Annotated in this window: 20 protein-coding genes; 8 read left to right on the plus strand and 12 right to left on the minus strand. The window is 67.4% G+C overall.

Annotated features, from left to right (window positions below):
* Nucleotides 1-102: 102 nt before the first annotated feature.
* Nucleotides 103-1,014 carry a LysR family transcriptional regulator gene (locus QF047_RS18185; RefSeq protein WP_306637813.1) on the plus strand — a complete coding sequence of 304 codons (912 nt, stop codon included), beginning with the start codon at nucleotides 103-105 and terminating at the stop codon, nucleotides 1,012-1,014.
* 2 nt (nucleotides 1,015-1,016) lie between these two features.
* Here the strand turns inward: QF047_RS18185 and QF047_RS18190 are convergent, their stop codons facing one another.
* The 11 genes from QF047_RS18190 to QF047_RS18240 all read right to left on the minus strand — a co-directional run bounded on the left by QF047_RS18190 (nucleotide 1,017) and on the right by QF047_RS18240 (nucleotide 12,955).
* Nucleotides 1,017-1,925, minus strand: a complete 909-nt coding sequence (locus tag QF047_RS18190; protein WP_306637812.1) for a spermidine synthase — start codon at nucleotides 1,923-1,925, stop codon at nucleotides 1,017-1,019.
* Between the two features lie 32 nt (nucleotides 1,926-1,957).
* The gene (gene rfaE2 / locus QF047_RS18195; RefSeq protein ID WP_307279919.1) at nucleotides 1,958-3,535 is read right to left on the minus strand and encodes a D-glycero-beta-D-manno-heptose 1-phosphate adenylyltransferase; all 1,578 of its coding nucleotides are present in this window, start codon (nucleotides 3,533-3,535) and stop codon (nucleotides 1,958-1,960) included.
* Entirely contained in the window at nucleotides 3,532-5,028 is a 1,497-nt protein-coding gene (locus QF047_RS18200; RefSeq protein WP_307279921.1) for an aldehyde dehydrogenase, read from the minus strand. The genes rfaE2 and QF047_RS18200 overlap by 4 nt, the downstream gene beginning before the upstream one ends.
* A gap of 39 nt (nucleotides 5,029-5,067) precedes the next feature.
* On the minus strand, nucleotides 5,068-5,769 hold the full coding sequence (locus QF047_RS18205; protein ID WP_306637808.1) for an SDR family oxidoreductase: 702 nt from the start codon (nucleotides 5,767-5,769) through the stop codon (nucleotides 5,068-5,070).
* A gap of 93 nt (nucleotides 5,770-5,862) precedes the next feature.
* A complete protein-coding gene (locus QF047_RS18210) occupies nucleotides 5,863-7,239 on the minus strand; it encodes a PfkB family carbohydrate kinase (protein WP_307279925.1) in 1,377 nt (458 codons plus the stop codon).
* The gene (locus QF047_RS18215; protein WP_306637806.1) at nucleotides 7,236-7,979 is read right to left on the minus strand and encodes an SIS domain-containing protein; all 744 of its coding nucleotides are present in this window, start codon (nucleotides 7,977-7,979) and stop codon (nucleotides 7,236-7,238) included. Before QF047_RS18215 ends, QF047_RS18210 begins: the two co-directional genes overlap by 4 nt.
* A complete protein-coding gene (locus QF047_RS18220; RefSeq protein WP_307279928.1) occupies nucleotides 7,976-9,229 on the minus strand; it encodes a glycosyltransferase in 1,254 nt (417 codons plus the stop codon). Before QF047_RS18220 ends, QF047_RS18215 begins: the two co-directional genes overlap by 4 nt.
* Nucleotides 9,226-10,260 (minus strand): glycosyltransferase, encoded by a 1,035-nt coding sequence (locus QF047_RS18225; protein WP_307279931.1) that lies wholly within the window; start codon nucleotides 10,258-10,260, stop codon nucleotides 9,226-9,228. The genes QF047_RS18220 and QF047_RS18225 overlap by 4 nt, the downstream gene beginning before the upstream one ends.
* Nucleotides 10,257-11,345, minus strand: coding sequence for a glycosyltransferase family 9 protein (locus tag QF047_RS18230; protein ID WP_306637803.1), 1,089 nt, complete (start codon nucleotides 11,343-11,345; stop codon nucleotides 10,257-10,259). Before QF047_RS18230 ends, QF047_RS18225 begins: the two co-directional genes overlap by 4 nt.
* Nucleotides 11,345-11,881: an HAD-IIIA family hydrolase gene (locus tag QF047_RS18235; RefSeq protein ID WP_307279935.1), complete on the minus strand. Its 537-nt coding sequence runs from the start codon at nucleotides 11,879-11,881 to the stop codon at nucleotides 11,345-11,347. Before QF047_RS18235 ends, QF047_RS18230 begins: the two co-directional genes overlap by 1 nt.
* 153 nt (nucleotides 11,882-12,034) lie before the next feature.
* Nucleotides 12,035-12,955, minus strand: a complete 921-nt coding sequence (locus QF047_RS18240) for a sigma-70 family RNA polymerase sigma factor (protein WP_306637800.1) — start codon at nucleotides 12,953-12,955, stop codon at nucleotides 12,035-12,037.
* A gap of 146 nt (nucleotides 12,956-13,101) precedes the next feature.
* Between QF047_RS18240 and QF047_RS18245 the strand changes: the two genes are divergently transcribed.
* The gene (locus QF047_RS18245; protein WP_307279938.1) at nucleotides 13,102-14,136 is read left to right on the plus strand and encodes an NAD-dependent epimerase/dehydratase family protein; all 1,035 of its coding nucleotides are present in this window, start codon (nucleotides 13,102-13,104) and stop codon (nucleotides 14,134-14,136) included.
* A gap of 40 nt (nucleotides 14,137-14,176) precedes the next feature.
* Here the strand turns inward: QF047_RS18245 and QF047_RS18250 are convergent, their stop codons facing one another.
* Nucleotides 14,177-14,773, minus strand: a complete 597-nt coding sequence (locus tag QF047_RS18250; protein WP_306637796.1) for a hypothetical protein — start codon at nucleotides 14,771-14,773, stop codon at nucleotides 14,177-14,179.
* 213 nt (nucleotides 14,774-14,986) lie between these two features.
* On the opposite strand from QF047_RS18250, the gene QF047_RS18255 reads away from it, so the two are divergent.
* The 6 genes from QF047_RS18255 (at nucleotide 14,987) to QF047_RS18280 (ending at nucleotide 19,230) form a co-directional block, all read left to right on the plus strand.
* Nucleotides 14,987-15,946 carry a hypothetical protein gene (locus QF047_RS18255; protein ID WP_306637795.1) on the plus strand — a complete coding sequence of 320 codons (960 nt, stop codon included), beginning with the start codon at nucleotides 14,987-14,989 and terminating at the stop codon, nucleotides 15,944-15,946.
* Nucleotides 15,946-16,377 carry a phage holin family protein gene (locus tag QF047_RS18260; protein ID WP_307279942.1) on the plus strand — a complete coding sequence of 144 codons (432 nt, stop codon included), beginning with the start codon at nucleotides 15,946-15,948 and terminating at the stop codon, nucleotides 16,375-16,377. The genes QF047_RS18255 and QF047_RS18260 overlap by 1 nt, the downstream gene beginning before the upstream one ends.
* Nucleotides 16,374-17,036 carry a DUF3618 domain-containing protein gene (locus QF047_RS18265; protein ID WP_307279945.1) on the plus strand — a complete coding sequence of 221 codons (663 nt, stop codon included), beginning with the start codon at nucleotides 16,374-16,376 and terminating at the stop codon, nucleotides 17,034-17,036. Before QF047_RS18260 ends, QF047_RS18265 begins: the two co-directional genes overlap by 4 nt.
* 107 nt (nucleotides 17,037-17,143) lie before the next feature.
* Nucleotides 17,144-18,340 carry a YihY/virulence factor BrkB family protein gene (locus QF047_RS18270; RefSeq protein ID WP_307279948.1) on the plus strand — a complete coding sequence of 399 codons (1,197 nt, stop codon included), beginning with the start codon at nucleotides 17,144-17,146 and terminating at the stop codon, nucleotides 18,338-18,340.
* A gap of 354 nt (nucleotides 18,341-18,694) precedes the next feature.
* The gene (locus tag QF047_RS18275) at nucleotides 18,695-18,952 is read left to right on the plus strand and encodes a hypothetical protein (protein WP_307279951.1); all 258 of its coding nucleotides are present in this window, start codon (nucleotides 18,695-18,697) and stop codon (nucleotides 18,950-18,952) included.
* Nucleotides 18,953-19,053: 101 nt separating this feature from the next.
* Nucleotides 19,054-19,230 (plus strand): CsbD family protein, encoded by a 177-nt coding sequence (locus tag QF047_RS18280; RefSeq protein WP_307279954.1) that lies wholly within the window; start codon nucleotides 19,054-19,056, stop codon nucleotides 19,228-19,230.
* The last annotated feature ends 81 nt before the right edge of the window (nucleotides 19,231-19,311 follow it).

Consider the following 19,311-nt stretch of genomic DNA (forward strand, 5'->3'; position numbering starts at 1 on the left):
ACGTGCTGTGATCTCCAGCACTAATGGCTTCACTGAGTATTACTGCACAGACATCGAGCTTCAATAACCAATCAAGCACGAAGTGTGTGCAGAATTGCAGATATGAAAGCCAACCCCGATGACTTGCTGGTACTTCTCGCGGTGTCGCGGTCCGCAAAATTTACGACGGCGGCGCAGGCCTTGGGTCTCAACCACACCACCGTCTCACGGCGGATAGCCGCACTGGAGAAGGCGCTTGGCGGCCGGGTCCTGGCTCGAGCCACCGGAGGCTGGGAGCTGACCGACCTTGGCGCCCGGGCCGTGCAGGTGGCCGAACAGGTGGAGGCTGTGGTGGGCACGCTGGGAGCCGCCGGGCAGGCACCCGATCCGATCACCGGCGTCGTGCGCATGACGGCGACGGACGGGTTCAGCGCGTACATCGCCGCGCCGGCGGTGGCCCGGCTGCGGCGCGAACACCCCGGCCTGAGCGTGGAGGTGGTGACCATGACCCGGCGGGCGCTGCAGCAGCGCTCCGGGCTGGACATCGAAGTGGTGGTGGGCGAACCGCAGGTGCACCGGGCCGAGGCCGTGCGGCTGGGTGACTACATGCTGGGGATGTACGCGTCGCGGGCCTATCTGGCAGAGCACGGTACGCCGGCTACCGTGGCCGGGCTCAATGAACACCCGCTGGTCTATTTCGTGGACTCGATGCTGCAGGTGGACGATCTCGACGCGCCCCGGCGCCTGGTGCCCGCCATGCGCGACGGCCTGACATCCACCAACGTCTTTGTCCATGTGGAGGCAACCCGGGCAGGAGCCGGGATCGGTTTCCTGCCCTGCTTCATGGGTGATCTGCACGAGGACCTGGTGCGCCTTTTGCCCGCCGAGATCGCCGAACTGCTGCCCTACTGGATGGTGCTGCGGCCCGATTCGATGCGGCGCCCGGCGGTCGCTGCCGTGGTCCAGGCGCTGCGGGAGCAGATGGCGGAGCACCGGGACTGGCTGCTGGGCCGGGGGAAGCCGGCCGGTAGTTGAAACTAGGCCGCCGGCGGGTCGTGGCGGACCGGTGAGCCGGCGGCGAAGGCCCGGACCTGGGCGTCGTCCCAGAGGTGGGCCGGAACGGCCCCGCCCAGGAGGCGGCGGGGCAGCTTCGGGTCATCTCCAAAGGGGACGTCGCTGCCGGCCATCACCATGTTCCCGTAGCGGCGGCCCTTGAGCATGGCGGGGTCCGCGATGATCACGGTGTGCTTAAAGGCGGCCGCGATGGTGGCCGCGTCCTCGCGGGCATTCTTAAGATCCGGGGCGTCGCCCGAGTTCACCACGTAGACTCCGCCGGGTGCCAGGACGCGTTTGACGTGCTGGTTGAACTCTGCGGTGGTCAGTGCACGCGGGGTGAGGGCGCCGGCGAAAACGTCCCGGATGATGAAATCGCGGGTTTCCGGGGTCAGCGTTTCGGTGACCTCGCGGGCCTCCCCCACCCGCAGGCGCAGCAGCGGCGCCTTGGGCAGGTCGAACCAGCCACGCACATACTCCGCGAGCTTGCCGTCCAGCTCCACCACCACCTGCCGGGCTTCCGGATAGACAGCGTGGAAGTAGCGGGCAAGCGAGCAGGCACCGCCGCCCAGGTGCAGGCCGCGGAGTTTGGGCCTGGTCCCCGAAACAGCCGACGGCGGCCAGCGCGACTCGATGAGGGCGGCCATCCACCGCATGTACTCGAAGTCCAGGAACAGCGGATCCGCGAGGTCGATGTGCGAGCTCATCACGCCGTTGATCTTCAGGAGCCAGCCGGTGGAGTTGTCCTGGTCCGCGATCAGCTCGCAGTCCCCGGTGTCGATGTAGTACACGCCTTCAACGGGTCCGCTCGGGCGGGAACCCGCGGGCAAATCCACCACGCCGGCAACCGCGCGGCTGCTGTTCCGGCCACCCGACCTTCCGCCTTTTGCCATTACCCGTGCCACGCTTCAATCATGGTTCAACCTTAGTTGCCGGGCACGGCTCCCTCGCCCTCGCGGATCCGCTTCACCACTGCGGTGGTGGACCGCTCGGCCACATAGTCCAGGATGGCCACCCGGCCGCCGTATTCCTCCACGGCGGGCGTCTCCGCCAGCATTTCCGGGGTGTAGTCCCCGCCTTTGGCATAGACCTCGGGCCGCAGCTGCCGGATCAGCGGCGCCGCCGTGGGGGTGTCAAACACCGTCACGTAGTCCACGCAGCTCAGGGCCGCCACCACGGCGGCCCGGTCCGCCATCGCGTTGATGGGCCGACCCGCGCCCTTGAGTTTCCGGACGGATTCGTCGCTGTTGAGCGCCACCACCAGGACGTCACCCAGCTGCTTTGCCTGGTTGAGGTAGCGGGTATGGCCGCTGTGCAGCACGTCGAAGCACCCGTTGGTGAGGACAATGCGCTGGCCCTGCGACCGGTGCAGCTCCAGCTGCCGTTCCAGTTCGTCGGCACCAAGTGCGGTGTCGGCGAAGGCCTTCAGGTAGCGGCTCAGCTGGCCTGTGCTGCAGACGGACGTACCCGGCTGGTGCACCACCACGTCCGCGGCCGACTGGGCAAGGTCAAGGCTCGCCGTCAGCGGCAGCCCGGCCGAACGCGCCAGCGTCAGCGCCGCCACGAAGGTGTCGCCGGCACCGGAAGCCTGTTTTTCGGCTGCCGGGCGGGCCCACGTACGGTGGGTGACGCCGTCGGGCCTTAACAGCACGGTGCCGTCCCGGTCCAGGGTGACCACCACGGCACGCGCACCCGTGGCGTCCAGCAACTCCTGCGCGTGCTGGCTGACCGCTTCCGCCCTGTCCTGGCCGTCCGGAAGCCGGAGGTCCAGCATCCGCGCCGTTTCCTGCGCGTTGGGCGTCACCAGGTCCGGGTGGAGCGGCGCCCAGGGCCGGGGATCGTGGGAGTCGACCACCAGCAGCGGACGGTTCCCACCGGGAGCCGGGGCCTTCCCGAGGGCTTCGATCAGCCCCTTGCGGACGGGATCGGCCAGCACGCCGTTGCCGTAATCGCACACCAGCACCGCGCCCTGGTGTTCGACGGCGGCGCGCACCGAAGCGGCGAGTGCGGCCAGCGCCTCGCCCGGCACCGTCTTGGCGGAGTCGTCGAGGCGGAGCATTACCTGGCCCCCGCTGCTGATCCTGATCTTGGTGGTGGTCACCATGTCCGGGTGGCTGTGCAGGTGGGCCACGTCGATGCCTGCGGCTACGAGCTGGCTGCGAAGGTCCTCGCCGGCGTCATCCGTTCCGATGATGCCGGCCACGGACACCCGGGCCCCGAGGGCAGCCAGGTTCATGGCGGTGTTGGCTGCCCCGCCGGGAACGGATTCACGGACGTGGATATCCACCACCGGAGCCGGCGCTTCCCGGCACAGCCGTTCGATGCTGCCGCTCCACCAGCCGTCCAGCATGAGGTCGCCGATCACCAGGATGGCGGGTTCTTCGGCCGCGAGGCGCCCCGGCAGCCAGTCGGATAATGCCCGCTGGCTGCTCAGGTCCACCAGGGCGGGGTCCAGCGGCAGGTTGTCGGGGTGAACGGGCAGGTCTGCCGGGTCCAGGCTCATGACTGGTCCCGCTCGTCAGCCGCGGATTCGCCGGCACCAGCGGACTCCCGGCCAGCCGCGGCCGCACTATCGGAAACTGCCGGCGGCGCCGCGATGTGCACCACTTTCACGCGGCTGAACTCGTCCAGGAGCTCCGGACCATAGCCGAAGCCGGCGCCGCTTTCGCCCCGCGGCTGGGCCGCGCCGCCCGGGGCACCGCCGAACACTTCGTTGATCTTGACGGTGCCCACCGGGAGGGCCGCCACAGCCTGCTGGATGTGGACGATGTTGCCGCTCAGGACTGTGGCGGCCAGGCCGTACCTGCCGCTGCACGCGAGCCGCAGGCCGTCGTCGAACGATTTCACCACCTGCACCGGCGCGATGGGCCCGAAGGTTTCCTCGGTCATGACCTGCATCCGGTCGGTGCAGTTGAGCAGGACCGTGGCCGGGTAGAAGGAGCCCGGGCCGTCCGGAAGGGCGCCACCCTCCACCGCCCGCGCCCCCTGCCGGAGCGCGTCCGCCACCTGGGCATGGACCTCGTCCCGCATCCGGAGATCCACCAGCGGCGCCACGGTCCCGTTGGTGTTGCGAAGCGCCGCTTCGGCTTCCAGGGCCGCGCAGAACTCGGCGGCGATGTCCTCATGGACGTAGATCCGCTCCACTGCCACGCAGATCTGGCCGCTGTTGCTGAAGGCACCAAGCGCGGCCTGCCCGGCTGCCCACCCGGGGTCAACGTCGCGGTCCACCAGCAGCGGATCGTTGCCGCCGTTCTCCCGGATGACGTGGGCTCCCGTGAGCGCGCCGGCCCTCGCGATCCGCGCACCGCCCGCACTCGAGCCGACATGCGCGATCACGTCCACCTCGGACTGGGCAAGAAGGGCACCCACTTCCGCGCCGCCGGACACCGTCTGGAACACCCCTGGCGGAAAGGCAGGCGCAAGGACTTCACCCAGTGCTTCACCCAGCCGGGGGCAGCGTTCGCTCGGCTTGTGCACAGCGGTGTTGCCGCTGACCAGCGCGGCCCCGATCAGGCCGCACGCCACCGCCACCGGATCGTTCCAGGGGGTCAGGAGGATGGCTACCCCGCGGGGCTCGGCCACGGTGTAGTCGGCGGCGAGCCGGTTGCCCCGCAGGCTGTGCCCGCGGTGGACAGGACCCAGCTCGGCATACTGTTCCAGGGTGGAAATTCCCGCGCCGATGCCGGCGAGGGACTCCTCCACCGGCCGGCCCGTTTCGCTGAAGTTCAACTCGGCCAGTTCCCGCGCGGCTGCCTCAAGTGCCTTGGCCGCTTTCCGGAGGGCGGCTGCCCGCTCTGCCGGCGCAGTGGAGGCCCATTCGGCGGCAGCGCTGCGCGCCACCTCTACGGCATGGGCCACCGCAGCCGGTTCCGCTTCCGGGACAGTCCACAGGACCTCACCCGTCCGTGGGTTGCGGATGGTGATGCCTTCCGGCCGTGCAGTGAAATCTTGTGCAGTGGAATCTTGTGCGGTGGTATCCGTGGCAATGCTGGGCATGATGTTCCTCCCGTCGGTTCCGTCATGGGTCCGTTCTGTTTAGGGCCAGGAGCCCTCTTCCTCATGGCAGATGAGCATTTCGCGGACCTCACACCCGGCGGGCTGGGACAACGCAAAAAGGATTGCCTGGGCCACGTTGGCGGGGTCGTTGAGCCGTGAATCATCCTGCGGCTTGTATTGCTCGGTGCGGTCGTCGAAAAAGCGCGTCTTCATGCCGCCGGGGATCATGGTGGTCACCCCGATGTCTCCGCCGGTTTCCGCAGCCAGTGCATGGCTGAAGCCCACCACTCCGAACTTGGATGCGCAGTAGGCGGTGGCGTCGGCCACGGCACGCTTGCCCAGGGTGGAGGCGATAGTCACCACCCTGCCGTGGGAGGACTTGAGGTAAGGCAGGGCCGCCCGCACCACGGAGACGGTGCCCATCAGGTTTACCCCGATGACCTTTTCCCATTCCGTGGCCTCGACGTCGGCCAGCTTGCCGCAACGGTCGATGCCTGCCGCCGTCACCACAGCCTCAAGCCCGCCGAGCGATTCCGCGGCCTCCTTGACAGCGGCCTCCACGGCCAGCCGGTCCGAGACGTCCACTTCGAAAGCCTTCACGGCGGACACATTGCTGATGTCCCGGTCCAGCACCACAGGGGTGCCGCCTGCCTTCAGGACGGCGTCGACGACGGCGGCCCCCAGTCCGGAGGCACCTCCGGTCACGAGCACGCGTCCGGGTGATTTCGAATCTGCAGTCATGGTGTTCCTTTCAATCGGGAAAACAAACTTCTGGTTGGGCCGGTGGCTCACCTTTGCACTGGGCTCACCTTTGCCGTGAACTCATCTCGGCTGTCAGCTCACCTTGGCGAGCGCGTCGGCCAGGCCGGTGGTGGAACGTGCCGGGTGGTAGGGGACGGTAACGCAGCGTCCGCCCCAGCTCTCCACCAGGGCAGCCTCCGGCAGGCTGGCGCCCTTGTAGTCGCCGCCCTTGACCCAGAGGTCCGGGCGAAGGCGTTCCAGGGCAGCCTCGGGGGTGTCTTCGTCGAAAACCATCACAGCGTCCACGCATTCCATGGCGAGGAGCAGCTCGGCGCGGTCATGCTGGCCGATGATGGGCCGTTCCGGGCCTTTCAGCCGGCGCACGGAATCGTCCGAGTTCAGGCATACGATCAGGCAATCCCCCAGTTCGCGGGCTGCTGCCAGGGACCGGACGTGCCCGGCATGCAGCAGGTCGAAGCAGCCGCCCGTGGCCACCACCTTTCCGCCGCGTTCGCGCACGGCGCGGGCCAGCAGCAGGGGGTCGCTGATGCGGCGCTGGACCGGCGCAGGCTCCCCGGCATCGGGGAGGGCAGATACCCCGCCGTTGGCCAGGAAATCCGCGGCGTCGTGGACAGCAAGCACCGCGGCTTCGTCGAGCTCCCGGCCGGCGAGCAGGTGCACGGCAAGGCTGGCGGAGAGCCTGTCTCCGGCCCCGCAGGGATCACCGGCCTCCACCCGCGGAGCGGGAACAGGTTCCGGACTGCGGCCGGGCCGGCACAGGACAGCACCCTGTTCGCCCTTCGTCACCAGGACAGCCCGGCTGCCCCATTCCTCCAGCAGGATCCCGCCGGCCGCGGCGGCAGGATCCGAGGTTGGCCCGGTTTCCTTCCGGCCGCGCGACTGCACGGCCCTTCGCGCCTCAGCCAGGTTGGGCGTGACGACGGCGACGCCCGGCACCGGATCCGGCCCGGCGGGGTGGGGGTCCCACACAATGGGCACCTGGTCCGCCAGCCGGGCCAGGAGCTCCCGCAACTGCGGATTGGCCGCCAGGCCGCGGCCGTAGTCGGCCACAATGATCACGCCGGCCTTCTCCACTGCACGGAGCATGGCCGGACTGACCTCCGGAACGGGCGTCTTTTCGCACCCCTGGTCAAAACGGACCACGGGATGGGAGCCTGCCCTGACCCGGGTCTTGACCGGCGAGGGATAACCACTGGGACCAGAGACGAGCCGCACTCCGGCCAGATGTGCTGCCAGCTGCCGGCCGGCGTCGTCATCACCCAGGACCGTCACCAGCGTGACGGGCCAGTTGTCCTCGGCAAGCATCCGGGCTACCAGGCCGGCTCCCCCGGCACGGCGCTTGACGCCCGACACGTCCACCACGGGTACGGGCGCGTCCGGGCTCAGCCGCGTGGCTTCACCGGACAGGTCCACGTCCAGCATCGCATCGCCCACCACCACGATCCTCATGCCACACCACCACGATTCTGCAGGCCCTGGTTTTGCACGCCAAGGTTTGTCAGGGCCAGCGGATCAGCGGAGCCGCGCCGGCCCACTTCCAGGTCAAAGGCGCGGCAGACGGCGTGCAGGGCGATGAGGTGCCCCTCCTGGGCGTTGGCGTTGAGCGCGTCAACCATCACCGCCTCGTCGCAGGCGTCGGACAAGGGATTGGGACCGGCCCCCGTGAGCGCCCAGGTGGTGACGTTCAGGCGGGATGCGGCTTCGGCAGCCCGCAGCAGGTTGGGACTCTTGCCACTGGTGGACAGGAGCATCAGGACGTCGCCGGACCTGCCGTGGGCGCGCACCTGCCGGGCGAAGACGTCGTCGTAGCCGTAATCATTGGCGATGGCGGTCATTGCCGAGGATTCCGCATGCAGCGAGATGGCCGAGAACGGAACGCGCTCGCCGTCGAACCTGCCCACCAGTTCCGCTGTAAGGTGCTGGGCCTCCGCAGCTGAACCGCCGTTTCCGGCGGCGAGGAGCCGCTGGCCGCGGAGCAGGCGCTGTGCCAGTTCAACGCCCCAGGCCGCCAGGCGGCCGGACTGGCTCCGCAGGGAATCGAGGGCGGGCACCACGTTGTCCAGGTGCCTGCGCACGGCCTCCGCGCTGTCCGGATCCGCAAAGGTGGCGCCGGGCAGCACCGCGGGCAGGGGGGCCGGCCGTGCCAGGACCGGCAGGTCGGCTTCACGAAGGGACCATTCCGCAGTCACAGTGCTGCTCCTTCCATCGGGACAACGCCGGCGGCAGCGCCAGCCACCGCCAGCTGATAGGCCTTTTCGGTTTCGGCGGCCACCCGGTCCCAGGAGTACCTGGTCCGTGCGCGCCGCTTGCCTGCAGTGCCAAGCTCCGTCCGCAGGGCCGGGTTCTCCAGCAGCAGGGCCAGGGCGGAGGCAATGGCCTCCGGGTCCCGTGGCGGCACGTGCAGCCCGGTGCCGTGGTCAACCACCGTGTCCCGGAGGCCGCCTACTGCGGCGGCAACCACAGGGACGCCGCAGGCCATGGCCTCCAGCGGGACAATGCCGAACGGCTCGTACCAGGGTGCGCACACCACGGCGTCGGCGCTGCGGAAAATCCCGGGCATCTCGCCGCGTGACACCTGGCCCTGCAGGTTCACCTGGTCTGAAACCCCCAGTTCCCCGGCAAGCTGCAGCAGGCGGCGGACCTCCGGGTCGGCGTGGAGCACACCCGAGTCCGCGCCGCCGCCCACAATCAGGAGTTCGACGTCCTCGAAACCCGCGTCCTGGAGGTAGGGCAGGGCCCGGATCACCAGGTCCACCCCCTTGCGCGGCACCAGGCGGCCCACGGAGAGGATCCGGTGCTTGCGCTGCCTGGCCGCCGCCGGACCGTCGGCGGAAAAGAAGCTGAGGTCCACCCCGCAGGGGGCAATGGAAATCTTGCCCGTGTTGATGCCCATGGCTTTGAGTTCGAAAACTTCGTCTGAGCAGGTGGCCACGATGCGGTCCACGGAACGCCCGACTCCGGGCTCCAGCCAGCGGCGTTCAGCCGGGCTGGTGTCCTCCGCGCCCTGGTGCCGCCGCTTGACGGTGCCAAGGGCGTGAAAGGTCTGGATAACGGGAACGCGGTAGCCCTGCTCCGGCCGCCGGGCAGCGTCCAGGGCTGCCAGGCCGGACATCCAGAAATGCCCGTGCACCACATCAGGCGGCCGCCTGCTCCAGTCCCTGGCCACACCGTCGGCAAGCTCGCCCATGTAGGGCAGCAACTCGTCCTTGGGGACGTGCCGGGCGGGTCCCGCGTCCACGTGGACCACCTCCAGCCGGCGCCCCACACGGACCCGCTCCGGCAGCTCCCTTGCATCCCGGCGGGTGTAGACAGTGACGTGGTGGCCCCGCTTGGCAAGTGCTTCGGACAGCGCGGCAACGTGCACGTTCTGGCCGCCGGCATCCACTCCGCCCAACGCCGCCAGCGGGCTGGCGTGCTCGGAAATCATGGAGATCTTCATGGCGTTTTCCTCTCTCGCGCCGGAACAAGGATCTTCTCTTCCAGGCGTCCGTTGTCGGAGTGCCGGAGCCGGCCGTCCAGGTCCGCGAGGAGCTCATCCCAGCGGTCCTGGAACCTGCCCAGGCTGTAGCGTTCCAGTGCCGCCTCCCGGGCGGCAACGCCCCGCCGTCGGGCTTCATCCGGATTGGCGACCAGCCGCTGCGCGCAGCGGAGCAGCTCATCGATATCGGCGGACACTGCGCCGGCCTCCGGCGGCACCGCCCGCGGCGCTTCAGTGGTGGCCAGGGCAACCACCGGCATTCCCAGGTGCATGGCTTCCAGCAGGGACAACCCCAGGGAAGTCCAGCGCATCGGGTGTACGTAGACGCGGCAGCGGGCCAGTTCCCGGTGAAGTTCCCTGGTTTTAAGGTCACCCCGGACTGTGAGCCGGGACTCTTCAATTCCCCCAGCGGCCGCCAGGCCATCGGTCTTCATGCCGAAGACCTGGAGCGGGGCAACGGAAGCGAAAGCGGGTAACAGGTCCGTGCCGGTGACACGGCCGCGGCGGATGGGTTCGTTAACCACCACCCCCAGCTCGGGCAGCTCCCCCGTGTACAGGTGCCCGGGGTCCGGGATCCCGTGTTCGATCACCAGGCTGCGGGCGGATCCGTTGTCCCAGGCCAGCCTGTTGAAGTGGGTGACGTGCACCAGAGGGATGGTCCGCTGGTCTGCGAGCGGGTGCCCGGTGAACGGAAAGTCGCCCTTGGGGGTGTTGTGCTCCACGTACACCGCGGGCAGGTCAACGCCCGGCCTCCGGCCCAGCAGCCGGGCAACTTCATCGATTTCCTCGGGACGCTGCAGGACGACGGCGTCAACAGCCTCCGCGTCCAGCGAGCCAAGGTCCACCTCCCGCACTGACGCGGGCCAGTCCCTGCCGGCACGGCCCAGTCCCCAGGCACCACCCCCCGGCAGGACCGGAAGGAGGTACTCATGACGGCCGCGGACAAACGCGTCCGTCCAGGAACCGTGGACATGCCAGAGCAGGATTCTCATCTGTTACGGGCCTTTCTACGGGTGCTGACGTGGGTGCTGAAGGAGCTCACTCCGCCGATCAGCCGTTCCACGGCCGCCACCACTTCCTCGGGTGATACGGAGTCAAGGCAGGGGTGGCCCGGAACGGGACAAACCCGCGCCCGGGACATCCGGCAGGCGGCGTTCTGGTCGCCGAGCAGTTCAAGTGAGACGCCGTACGGCGCCCAGCGGATGGCCGGCACCACCGGCGAAAAAAGGCAGGCCACTGGAGTGCCCACGGCCGCGGCGAGGTGCGCGGGCCCGGTGTTGCCCGTGACTACCGCGTCAGCCCCGGCCATCACTCCGGCGAGGGTATGCAGGTCCGTGCGGCCGCCAAGGTCGAGGGCGGATGGTCCAGCGACCGTGGCAGTGAGCGATGTCTCGCCGGGGCCGCCGGTCACCACCACGCGGCGCCCTGCGCCCTGCAGGAGTTCGACGGCGGCAGCATGGTGCAGCGGCGGCCACGCCCTGGCGGGGACTGCTGCTCCGGGGTGCACCACCACGTAGGGATCGTCCCCCACGAGGTTCCTGACGTCGGGCACGGAGGTGAGGCGGAGTTTTCCGTCGTCTCCGGCAGGGAGCCGGAATCCGCCCGCCTCGGCGATGCCCAATGCGCGTTCGGCTTCGGGCTGGTCTTCCGGAAAGTCTTCACCGGGCTTGAGGCGGACATCCAGCAGGGAGCCGGCGTAATCGGTGGATGCCCCGGTGATCCGTTCCACGCCGGCCAGGCGGAGCAGCAGAGCCAGCGGCAGGGGCGACTGGTGGAAGGAGGTGAGGATGACGGCTTCGGTGATCCTGGAGTTCCGGACGTACTCGATGAGCCTGTCGGCGTGCGGGCCGGTCATCCGGGGCGCGGGGTTCATGATCCATGGGCTGTCCCAGCTGTAGACCTCTGCTGCGCCGGGCAGCATTCCTGCTGCCGCCTCGCCCTGCCGTCCGCAGAGCATCACCACCTGGTTTGGCCGGCTGCCGTCGGCGAACCGCCCGTTGGCAACGGCCCGTACTGCCGGCCCGGCCAGGAGGACGTCGCCCATGCTGTCCAGGCGTGCCACCAGGACGCGGCCCATCAGGGGTGCTCCGCCAGCAGAGAGACGGCCTCGGCCAGGTTCCCGGCCACCAGCTGGGCCTCGGCCACCTCTTCGGCCAGGGTCACGGGAGTTGGAACAAGGACGCCGGTTGCTCCGGCGGCTTCGGCGGCGCGGACGTCAGCGCCGATATCGCCGATCAGCGCCGCTTCTGATTCCTGGATGCCGAGCTTGCGGCAGGCGCTGTGCACCATTCCCGGAGCGGGCTTGCGGCAGGAGCAACCGTCCTGCTCTGAATGCGGGCACACCTCCCACACGTCGAAGGGCCCCAGCAATTCCTCCACCCGGGCATTGACGCCGGCCACATCCTGGGCGGTAATCAGGCCCCGCGCGATTCCGGACTGGTTGCTGATGACTCCGGTGGCTATCCCGTCCGCCCGAAGCGCGTCCAGGACTGCCTTGGCGCCCGGCATCGGCGTGACCCGTCCAGGGTCCCCGTTGTAGGGCACATCGATTACCAGGGTCCCGTCCCGGTCGAACAGGACAGCGCGGAACTTGGAGGTTACGGAGCTTCCCATACCCCCTCCGTTCCCCACTGCTGCTGCTCCTAAACAGAGGCTGCTGCTTTTCTCACCTTTCGATCGATAACAGGAGGAGGCTTTGAACAGGCAAGATAGGAGTGCACTGGGCTCCTGGCCGGTGCCGTCGCTGCCGCTGGCAGGCCTGGCGGGCTATCTGCTCCGGGCCCTGGAAGTGGTTCGGCGGGACGGATTTTTGCCGGAAACTGCCGGACCGGCCGTGCCCCGCGCGGACGGGAAAGAGCCGGCCGCACGGTCCGGTTCCGGCTGGGCGCTGTCCACCTGCCCGTTGTTCAAGAGACGGCGCTGGAGTTCCACCAGCACCCGGGCCAGCCGGCGCGAAACCTGCATTTGCGACATCCCCAGCCGCTTCCCCAACTGGACCTGGGTTTCCTCGCAGAAATAGCGGCGGTACAGGAGTTCCCGGTCCGCGGCATCCAGGTCCTGCATGGCCTCACGCAGGCATGCCAGGTCCTCGAGCCGCTCCAGGGGCGTCTCCGGGCAGGCGAGCAGGTCGCCGATGGACGGGGCATCGCTGTGCGGGTTGGCTGCGTCCAGGGAGTCCGGGTGCATGCTGCTCGACGCCGAGATGGCCTCCTGGACTTCGGCGGCGTCGGCCCCCAGCTCGGAGGCCAGCTCGTCCACACTGGGATTCCTGCCCAGCGCCTGCACCAGCTCCGGTTCCACCCGGAACATCCTGGTACGGAGGTCCTGGATGTGCCGGGGCGGCCGGACCACCCATGTGCGGTCACGCAGGTATCTCTTCAACTCTCCGGCGATGGTTGGCGCGGCATAAGCCGGAAAGCTCTCCCCTTTGGACTGGTCGAAGCCGCGGGCGGCCTTAACCAAGCCAAGGTAGGCCACCTGGTTCAGGTCAGCACGTTCCCGGCCCCGCGCTTCAAACCGGGCAGCGAGGGCCTCGGCGAGGTCCAGGTAGCCCAGGACCAGGTCATTTTCGAAGGTCTCCCGAAGCCGCCCCTGTTTGCTGGCAGGCCGGTGTTCCCTCGGAGGTTCCAGGCATGGCTCCTGGACGGGCGTAGTATCCACGGCAAGCGCGGCGAAAGATTCGGGCATTGTCGTTGGTTCCCTCGGTCTGGTTCCGAAAGCCTGCGGCAAGACTTAGCAGTAGGAAATCATAAGGCTGCTTATAAAACAATCCTTCGCGGCATTAGGCTCGGCATGTAAGACGAAACCGCACCCCCTGCCAAGGAGTTTTTGTCATGCGCATCGCCATCACCGGAGCCAGCGGAAATGCGGGGACAGCCCTGCTGCGAAACCTGCAGGGCCAGCTCACCAGGAAGCCGGGGAGCGTGCAGCTGACGGGGATCAGCAGGCGGTTGCCGGATACTTCCCGCGCCCCCTACGCCGGCGTGGACTGGCATACGCTCGATATTGGCCTGGACAGTGACCGGCCCCTGCTGGCATCGGCGCTGGCGGGGGTTGACTGCGTGGTGCACCTGGCGTGGCAGATCCAGCCGAACAGGGACCTGGACCAGCTGTACCGGACGAATGTCACTGGAACAGCGAATGTCCTGGAAGCCGCGCGCCTGGCCGGCGTCAAACAGGTTGTCTGCGCGTCAGCCATCGGCGCCTACAGCAAGGCCACCAAGGACCGGCGTGCGGATGAATCCTGGCCTGCGCAGGGCATGGCCGGCTCGCATTACAGCCGGCACAAGGCGGCACAGGAAAAGCTGCTGGACGAGTTCGCCGCAGCCGAGCCAGGTATCGCGGTGGCAAGGCTCCGGCCGGGACTCATTTTCCAGCGCGCCGCCGGGAGCGAGATCGGGCGGTACTTCCTCGGACCGCTCATTCCCCGCCTCTTGCCCAAAAGGCCATGGATTCCCCTGCTGCCCGCCCCGGACAACCTCATTTTCCAGGCCGTCCATGCCGAGGACGTCGCTGAAGCCTATTGGCGGGTCATCGACCAGCGGGCGTCCGGCGCCTTTAATATCGCAGCGGAGCCGGTGCTCACGCCGCAGGAACTTGCCCGGATCGTTCGGGCGCGGAGAATCCTTCCCATCCCCATGGGACTGCTCCACAAACTCGTGGGCGTCGCCTGGCAGCTCCGCCTGCTGCCCATGGACTCCGGGTGGGTTGAGATGGCGGCTGGCGTCCCGGTCATGGACACCGGGCGTGCGCGCCGGATTTTGGGCTGGGAAGCGAAGAAATCATCAGTGGAGGCGGTTTTTGATTTGCTGGAGGGCATGGGGACGGGGGAAGGAGTAGCCCCTTCCCCCGCCCTGAAGCCGCGGTAATCCACACCACCGGCAATCCACCCCGCTGTTGGGCTTTGGACTAGATACCTGAGCGGGGCTTTTCCCCTTCACCATGGGTGCCGCGGTCGATATGGCTGCCCCCGGCCGGGCTGGCCGAATCCTTGTAGCCGTCATTCCGGACGCCATCACCACGGACACCATCATCACGGACGCCGTCGTGAGCGCCGTCGTGGGCAGCAGCGGTGCCACGGGCCGCGTCAGCCACCCTCCCGGCAGCACCGTCATGGTGGGCGCCGTCATGGTGGGTGCCGTCGTGATGGTCGCCGTCGCGGTTGTTCCGGTCCCGGCGGTCCGTTGGGACGTCAGGGTCGAGCTCGTCCGCTTTCCGCGTCCGTTCGTTGATGTCATCTCGGAGTGACTTGGCCTCTGATGCCTGCTGGTCCGCCTGCTGGCGCAGCCGCGCCGACTCAACCTGCGCCTGCTCGGCGTCTGCCCGGGCGCGCGCCGCCTTGGCCTCGCGTTCACGGGCGTCAAGGTCGCGGTTTTCGGCCTCCCGGCGAATCTTCGCGGCCTCCTCGCGGTGTGCATCGTCCCGCTTTTGCTGGATTGCCTTCCGGCGCCGTCCTGTTGTGAGCAGCAGCAGCACAACCAGCACCACCACGACTACGGCAACCAACACCCAAACCCACGGAGCTATTTCCAAATTACCCACCACTTCCATTTCGATTTGACCGGCCGGCCGAAGCCGTTCCGGCTGACTTTTTTGGAACCGTTCGTAACTCGCTTAGCAAGCGTACTTACCTTTTATTAGTAATCATGCTTATTATTTTAGGGCCAGTATCGCTGGTTCTTGATCAACAACCGGCCTTCTTGGAAAGAGAGAGCGAAGATGACAGAGAACCAATGGCCCGAGGATCCCGCTTACACGGCTCCGCCGGCCTCCACAGGAATTCCGGACGAGCGAAGCGCGGCCACCTTCCCGTCCGCTGCCACTCCCCAATACGGCGAGGCACCCGCCGGTGACACCTCCGGGACGTCCCGCAAGGAAGCAGCGAAGGAAGAAGCAGCAGATGTGGCGCGGACTGCCGCAGGCTCCGCGCAAAACGTGGCCCAAACGGCTAAGGAAGAAGTTGCCAACGTCGCCGCAGAGGCGAAGTACAGCGCGCAGGATCTGCTGGCACAGGCAAAGTCGGGACTGACCAGCCAGGCCGGCACGCAGCAGCAGAAGGCAGCCGAAGGCATCCGTACCATGTCCAGCCAGTTGCAGAGCATGGCTGATGCCCCCGATCAGCAGGGCATGGCCAGTGACCTGATCCGGCAGGCTGCCCAGCGCAGCGAGGCCGTTGCTTCCTGGCTGGAGAACAGGCAGCCCGGAGATCTGCTCGGCGAAGTCCAGAGGTTCGCCCGGAACCGCCCGGGCACTTTCCTCCTGCTCGCAGCGGGCGCGGGCGTCCTGGCGGGCCGCCTCACCCGCGGGCTCACCGCCGGCGCAACCGAAAGCCAGGCCGGCACCGGCAGCAGGGGGCTCTCAGGCCAGTACTCCAGCCCCTACGGCGACCAGTACAGCGAGGGCTATGCTCCGGCCGGCGGGACGGTTCCGCCCCCGCCGGTCCAGCTTCCCGCCCCTGGCACCACTACGGCTGGTTATGACGACGGGGCTTCCGGCACCCTGTACCCTTCAGCCACCGCCAGCCCCCTGGGCAGTCCTGACCTCGTGGAAGAAGAACCGTGGTCCGGTAACCGTGCGGCCGAGGACCCCCTTGGTGACCCCCGGCTTGCCGCTGATCCGCTGGATGACGATCCCCTCGCCCGGGACCGCCGGGCCGGCGGGCAGTCAGGCGGGCTCTGATGAGTAGTTCTGTTCCGGAGCCTGCCCCGGGTGCGGCGCATGTGAAGGCGGACAACGCATCGCTGGGTGAACTGCTGGGTGATGTGACCCGGGATTTGTCCACCCTGATGCGCCAGGAAGTGGAACTGGCCAAGGCCGAACTGAAACAGTCCGCCACCAAGGCCGGCAAAGGCGGCGGGATGCTCGCCGGAGCCGGCGTGGCCGGGCACTTCGTCCTGCTCTTCCTGTCCCTGGCCCTGATGTTCGCCCTGGGCGCCCTGATGCCGCTGGGCTGGGCCGCCGTGATCGTCGCCGTCATCTGGGCGATCATCGCCGCCATCCTGGCCTCGATGGGGCGCAAGGAACTCAAACAGATCCAGGGCATGCCCCAAACGGGAGAAACACTCTCCGAAATTCCCCCAACCCTAAAACCAGGTGAGGTAAACCGATGAGCGATAACCCGGACGCAATCCGTGCCGACATAGAAGCCACCCGTGCCCGCCTGGGCACCGACGTGGACGCGGTCGCCGACAAGGTCACCCCGTCCAACGTCGTCCACCGCCAGACCGACAAAGTCAAAGACGCCGTCAGCGGCGTGAAGGAGAGGATCATGGGAGCAGCAGACAGCACCACCACCCGGGTCCAGGACAAGGTCCATTCCGGTGCCGGGCACACCAGCGGCGCCCTGCATTCCACCGGAGACACCCTGCACGACGCCAAGGACAACGTCGGCGCCAAACTCTCTGACGCGGGCACCGCGATCTCGCACACCCCGGACCAGGTCAAAACCAAAACCCAGGGCAACCCCCTGGCCGCCGGCCTGATCGCGTTCGGCGCCGGGATGCTCGTCTCGTCCCTGATCCCGCCAAGCCAGAAGGAACGCGAGGCAGCCCAGCAGCTCAAGACCGCCGCCGAACCCCTGGCCACCCAGGTCACCGACGCCGCCAAGGACATGGTCCAGGACCTCAAGGAACCAGCCCAGGAAGCCATGGAAAACGTCAAAGCCACCGCTACCGACGGCGTCCAGAACGTCAAAGCCGAAGGCCAGCACGCCGCCACCGACGTCAAAGACCGCGCCACCGACGCCAAAGACCACGTCCAAAACACGTAAGCATCCACCGCGGCACCCCAAGGCATGAGCATCACCCTGACAGGCCGGCCCCGCCATCCCGCGGAGCCGGCCTCTCAGTTTTTGCACCCTTAGCGAGAGGACAACCCATGGCCACTCAGGATTCTTCCGAAACCAGCACCGCCAAAGCAGGCCAGGCGCCGGACCCGAACGACAGCCGGAAACCGGACGGCCCCAGGGACGTGGACAAACCGTCCTGGATATACATCCTCAAGAAGACCCTGCGCGAGTTCAGCAAGGATCAGTGCCCGGACCTCGCGGCGGCCCTCACCTACTATGGGGTGTTGTCCCTGTTCCCGGCCATATTGGCGCTGGTTTCACTGATCGGACTCTTCGGGGACCCGCAGAAAACGACGGATGCCCTGCTGCAGATTGTGCAAGGATTTGTCCCGGCTGAGACCATCGATACCGTTGGCGGCGTTGTCTCGGATCTCGCCAACGCACCCGCTGCGGGGCTCACGCTGGTGCTCGGTCTCGCCACTGCCCTCTGGTCCGCCTCCGGCTATGTCGGGGCCTTCGGCCGGGCCATGAACCGTGTCTACGAAGTGGACGAGGGACGTCCGTTTATCAAGCTGCGCGGCACCATGCTGGTGGTTACCCTCTTTGCCGTTGTCGTCGTCGCCATCCTCGCCGGCATGCTGGTCCTCAGCGGCCCGGTGGCCGAGGCGGTAGGCGGCCTGATCGGACTGAGCGGTGTTTTCCTCAGCATCTGGGACATCGCCAAATGGCCTGTGATGGTGGTGCTTATCATCGTGATCATTGCCGTGCTCTACTACGCCACGCCCAACGTCAAGCAGCCCAAATTCAAGTGGATGAGCATAGGTTCGGGCATCGCGCTGTTCGCCTTCCTGATCGCGTCACTTGCCTTTGGTTTCTACGTAGGCAACTTCGGAAACTACAACAAGACCTACGGCGCCCTGGGCGGCGTGATCGTGATGCTGCTGTGGCTGTGGATCCTGAACATGTCCCTGCTCTTCGGTGCCGAGTTTGACGCCGAAATGGAGCGTGGCCGCCAGCTTCAGGCAGGCATCGAGGCAGAGGAAACCATCCAGCTGCCGCCGCGGGACACCAAGAAGAGCGAGAAGCTTCAGAAGCAGGAGGAGGAGGACATCCGGCACGGGCGCGAACTGCGCGAAAAGTACAGCGCAGAGAACGGCGCAGAGAACGGCCGGAACGAAGACGCCAGCGAGAGTGCAGACAGAAGCCAGCGTTCCGGCCAGTCCGCAGAGCGGCACCGGGACAGGGTCCGGGACAAGCTCCGTGGGCGCAGCACCGGCAGGGAATAGGCGGCAGCCGACCCTCGGGCAAGCGACGGACGGCGGGCGCGGGGCGTCGTTCCCGGGGGCTAGGCAGGACCTTCAAGATGGGGGAAAATTGTTGTAGAGGTTCTGTTGAAGTTTCCCGGACCAACAAGGTGGTCCGGGGACAAGGCGGGGCCGGCGGTGAGATGGCCTCTTCTGAGACCGAGGCCAGTCCCCCCAGTCGCCGTCGGCCCCCTCGATTCCGGGAATAGACGCGCGACTGGACAAAGTGAGCCCCCTGCCATAGTTTCAGGTGTACTCTGCTCGGCACCCCCGGGAGCCGCGCAGGGCCGCTGAAGCAGATACGGCGGCAACACGGTCGACCCCGAATGAGCGAACATGCCTGCCACCCATTTTGAACAATTTATTGCTGAAGCCGTCGTCGCGGACAGGGAGCCCGGGCTGGGCCTCCGCCGTGACGAGCTCTATGGGCTTTACACCAGTTGGTGCCTGCTCGGGAAAGAGCAACTGCGGGCCCCGGAAGCCTTGTGGGAGGCACTGCAGGCCCAGGGGATCAATCCGGACAGCAACAACCTGTCCATGACGGGTCCCGCCGCCGCCGACTACATCGTGGCCAGCGCGCCCGATCTGGTCTGAGTTCTTTTCCATACCCTGTTGAAGGCGCCTTTGGCTGGTTAGCATAAAGGCATGACCGGCGCATTATCGTCCGCCGGCCACCAGCCGAAGGGAGAATCACCATGGGTTTGGATGACAAGATCGATAATGCCGCGGAAAAGATGGGCGGCAAAGCCAAAGAAACTGCAGGTGCGGCCAAGGGCGACGAAAGCCTGCGCGCTGAAGGTCAAATGGACCAGTCCAAGGCCGATTTGAAGCAGGCCGGCGAAAAAGTCAAGGACGCTTTCAAGAAGGATTAGGTCCCCGATAATCCGGCTTTGGAAAAGGGGCTGCTGCGAATTCCGCAGCAGCCCCCTTTTTGTCCTCACCGCTCCAGTCCG

The sequence above is a fragment of the Arthrobacter sp. W4I7 genome (assembly GCF_030816215.1).
GTDB lineage: Bacteria > Actinomycetota > Actinomycetes > Actinomycetales > Micrococcaceae > Arthrobacter > Arthrobacter siccitolerans_A.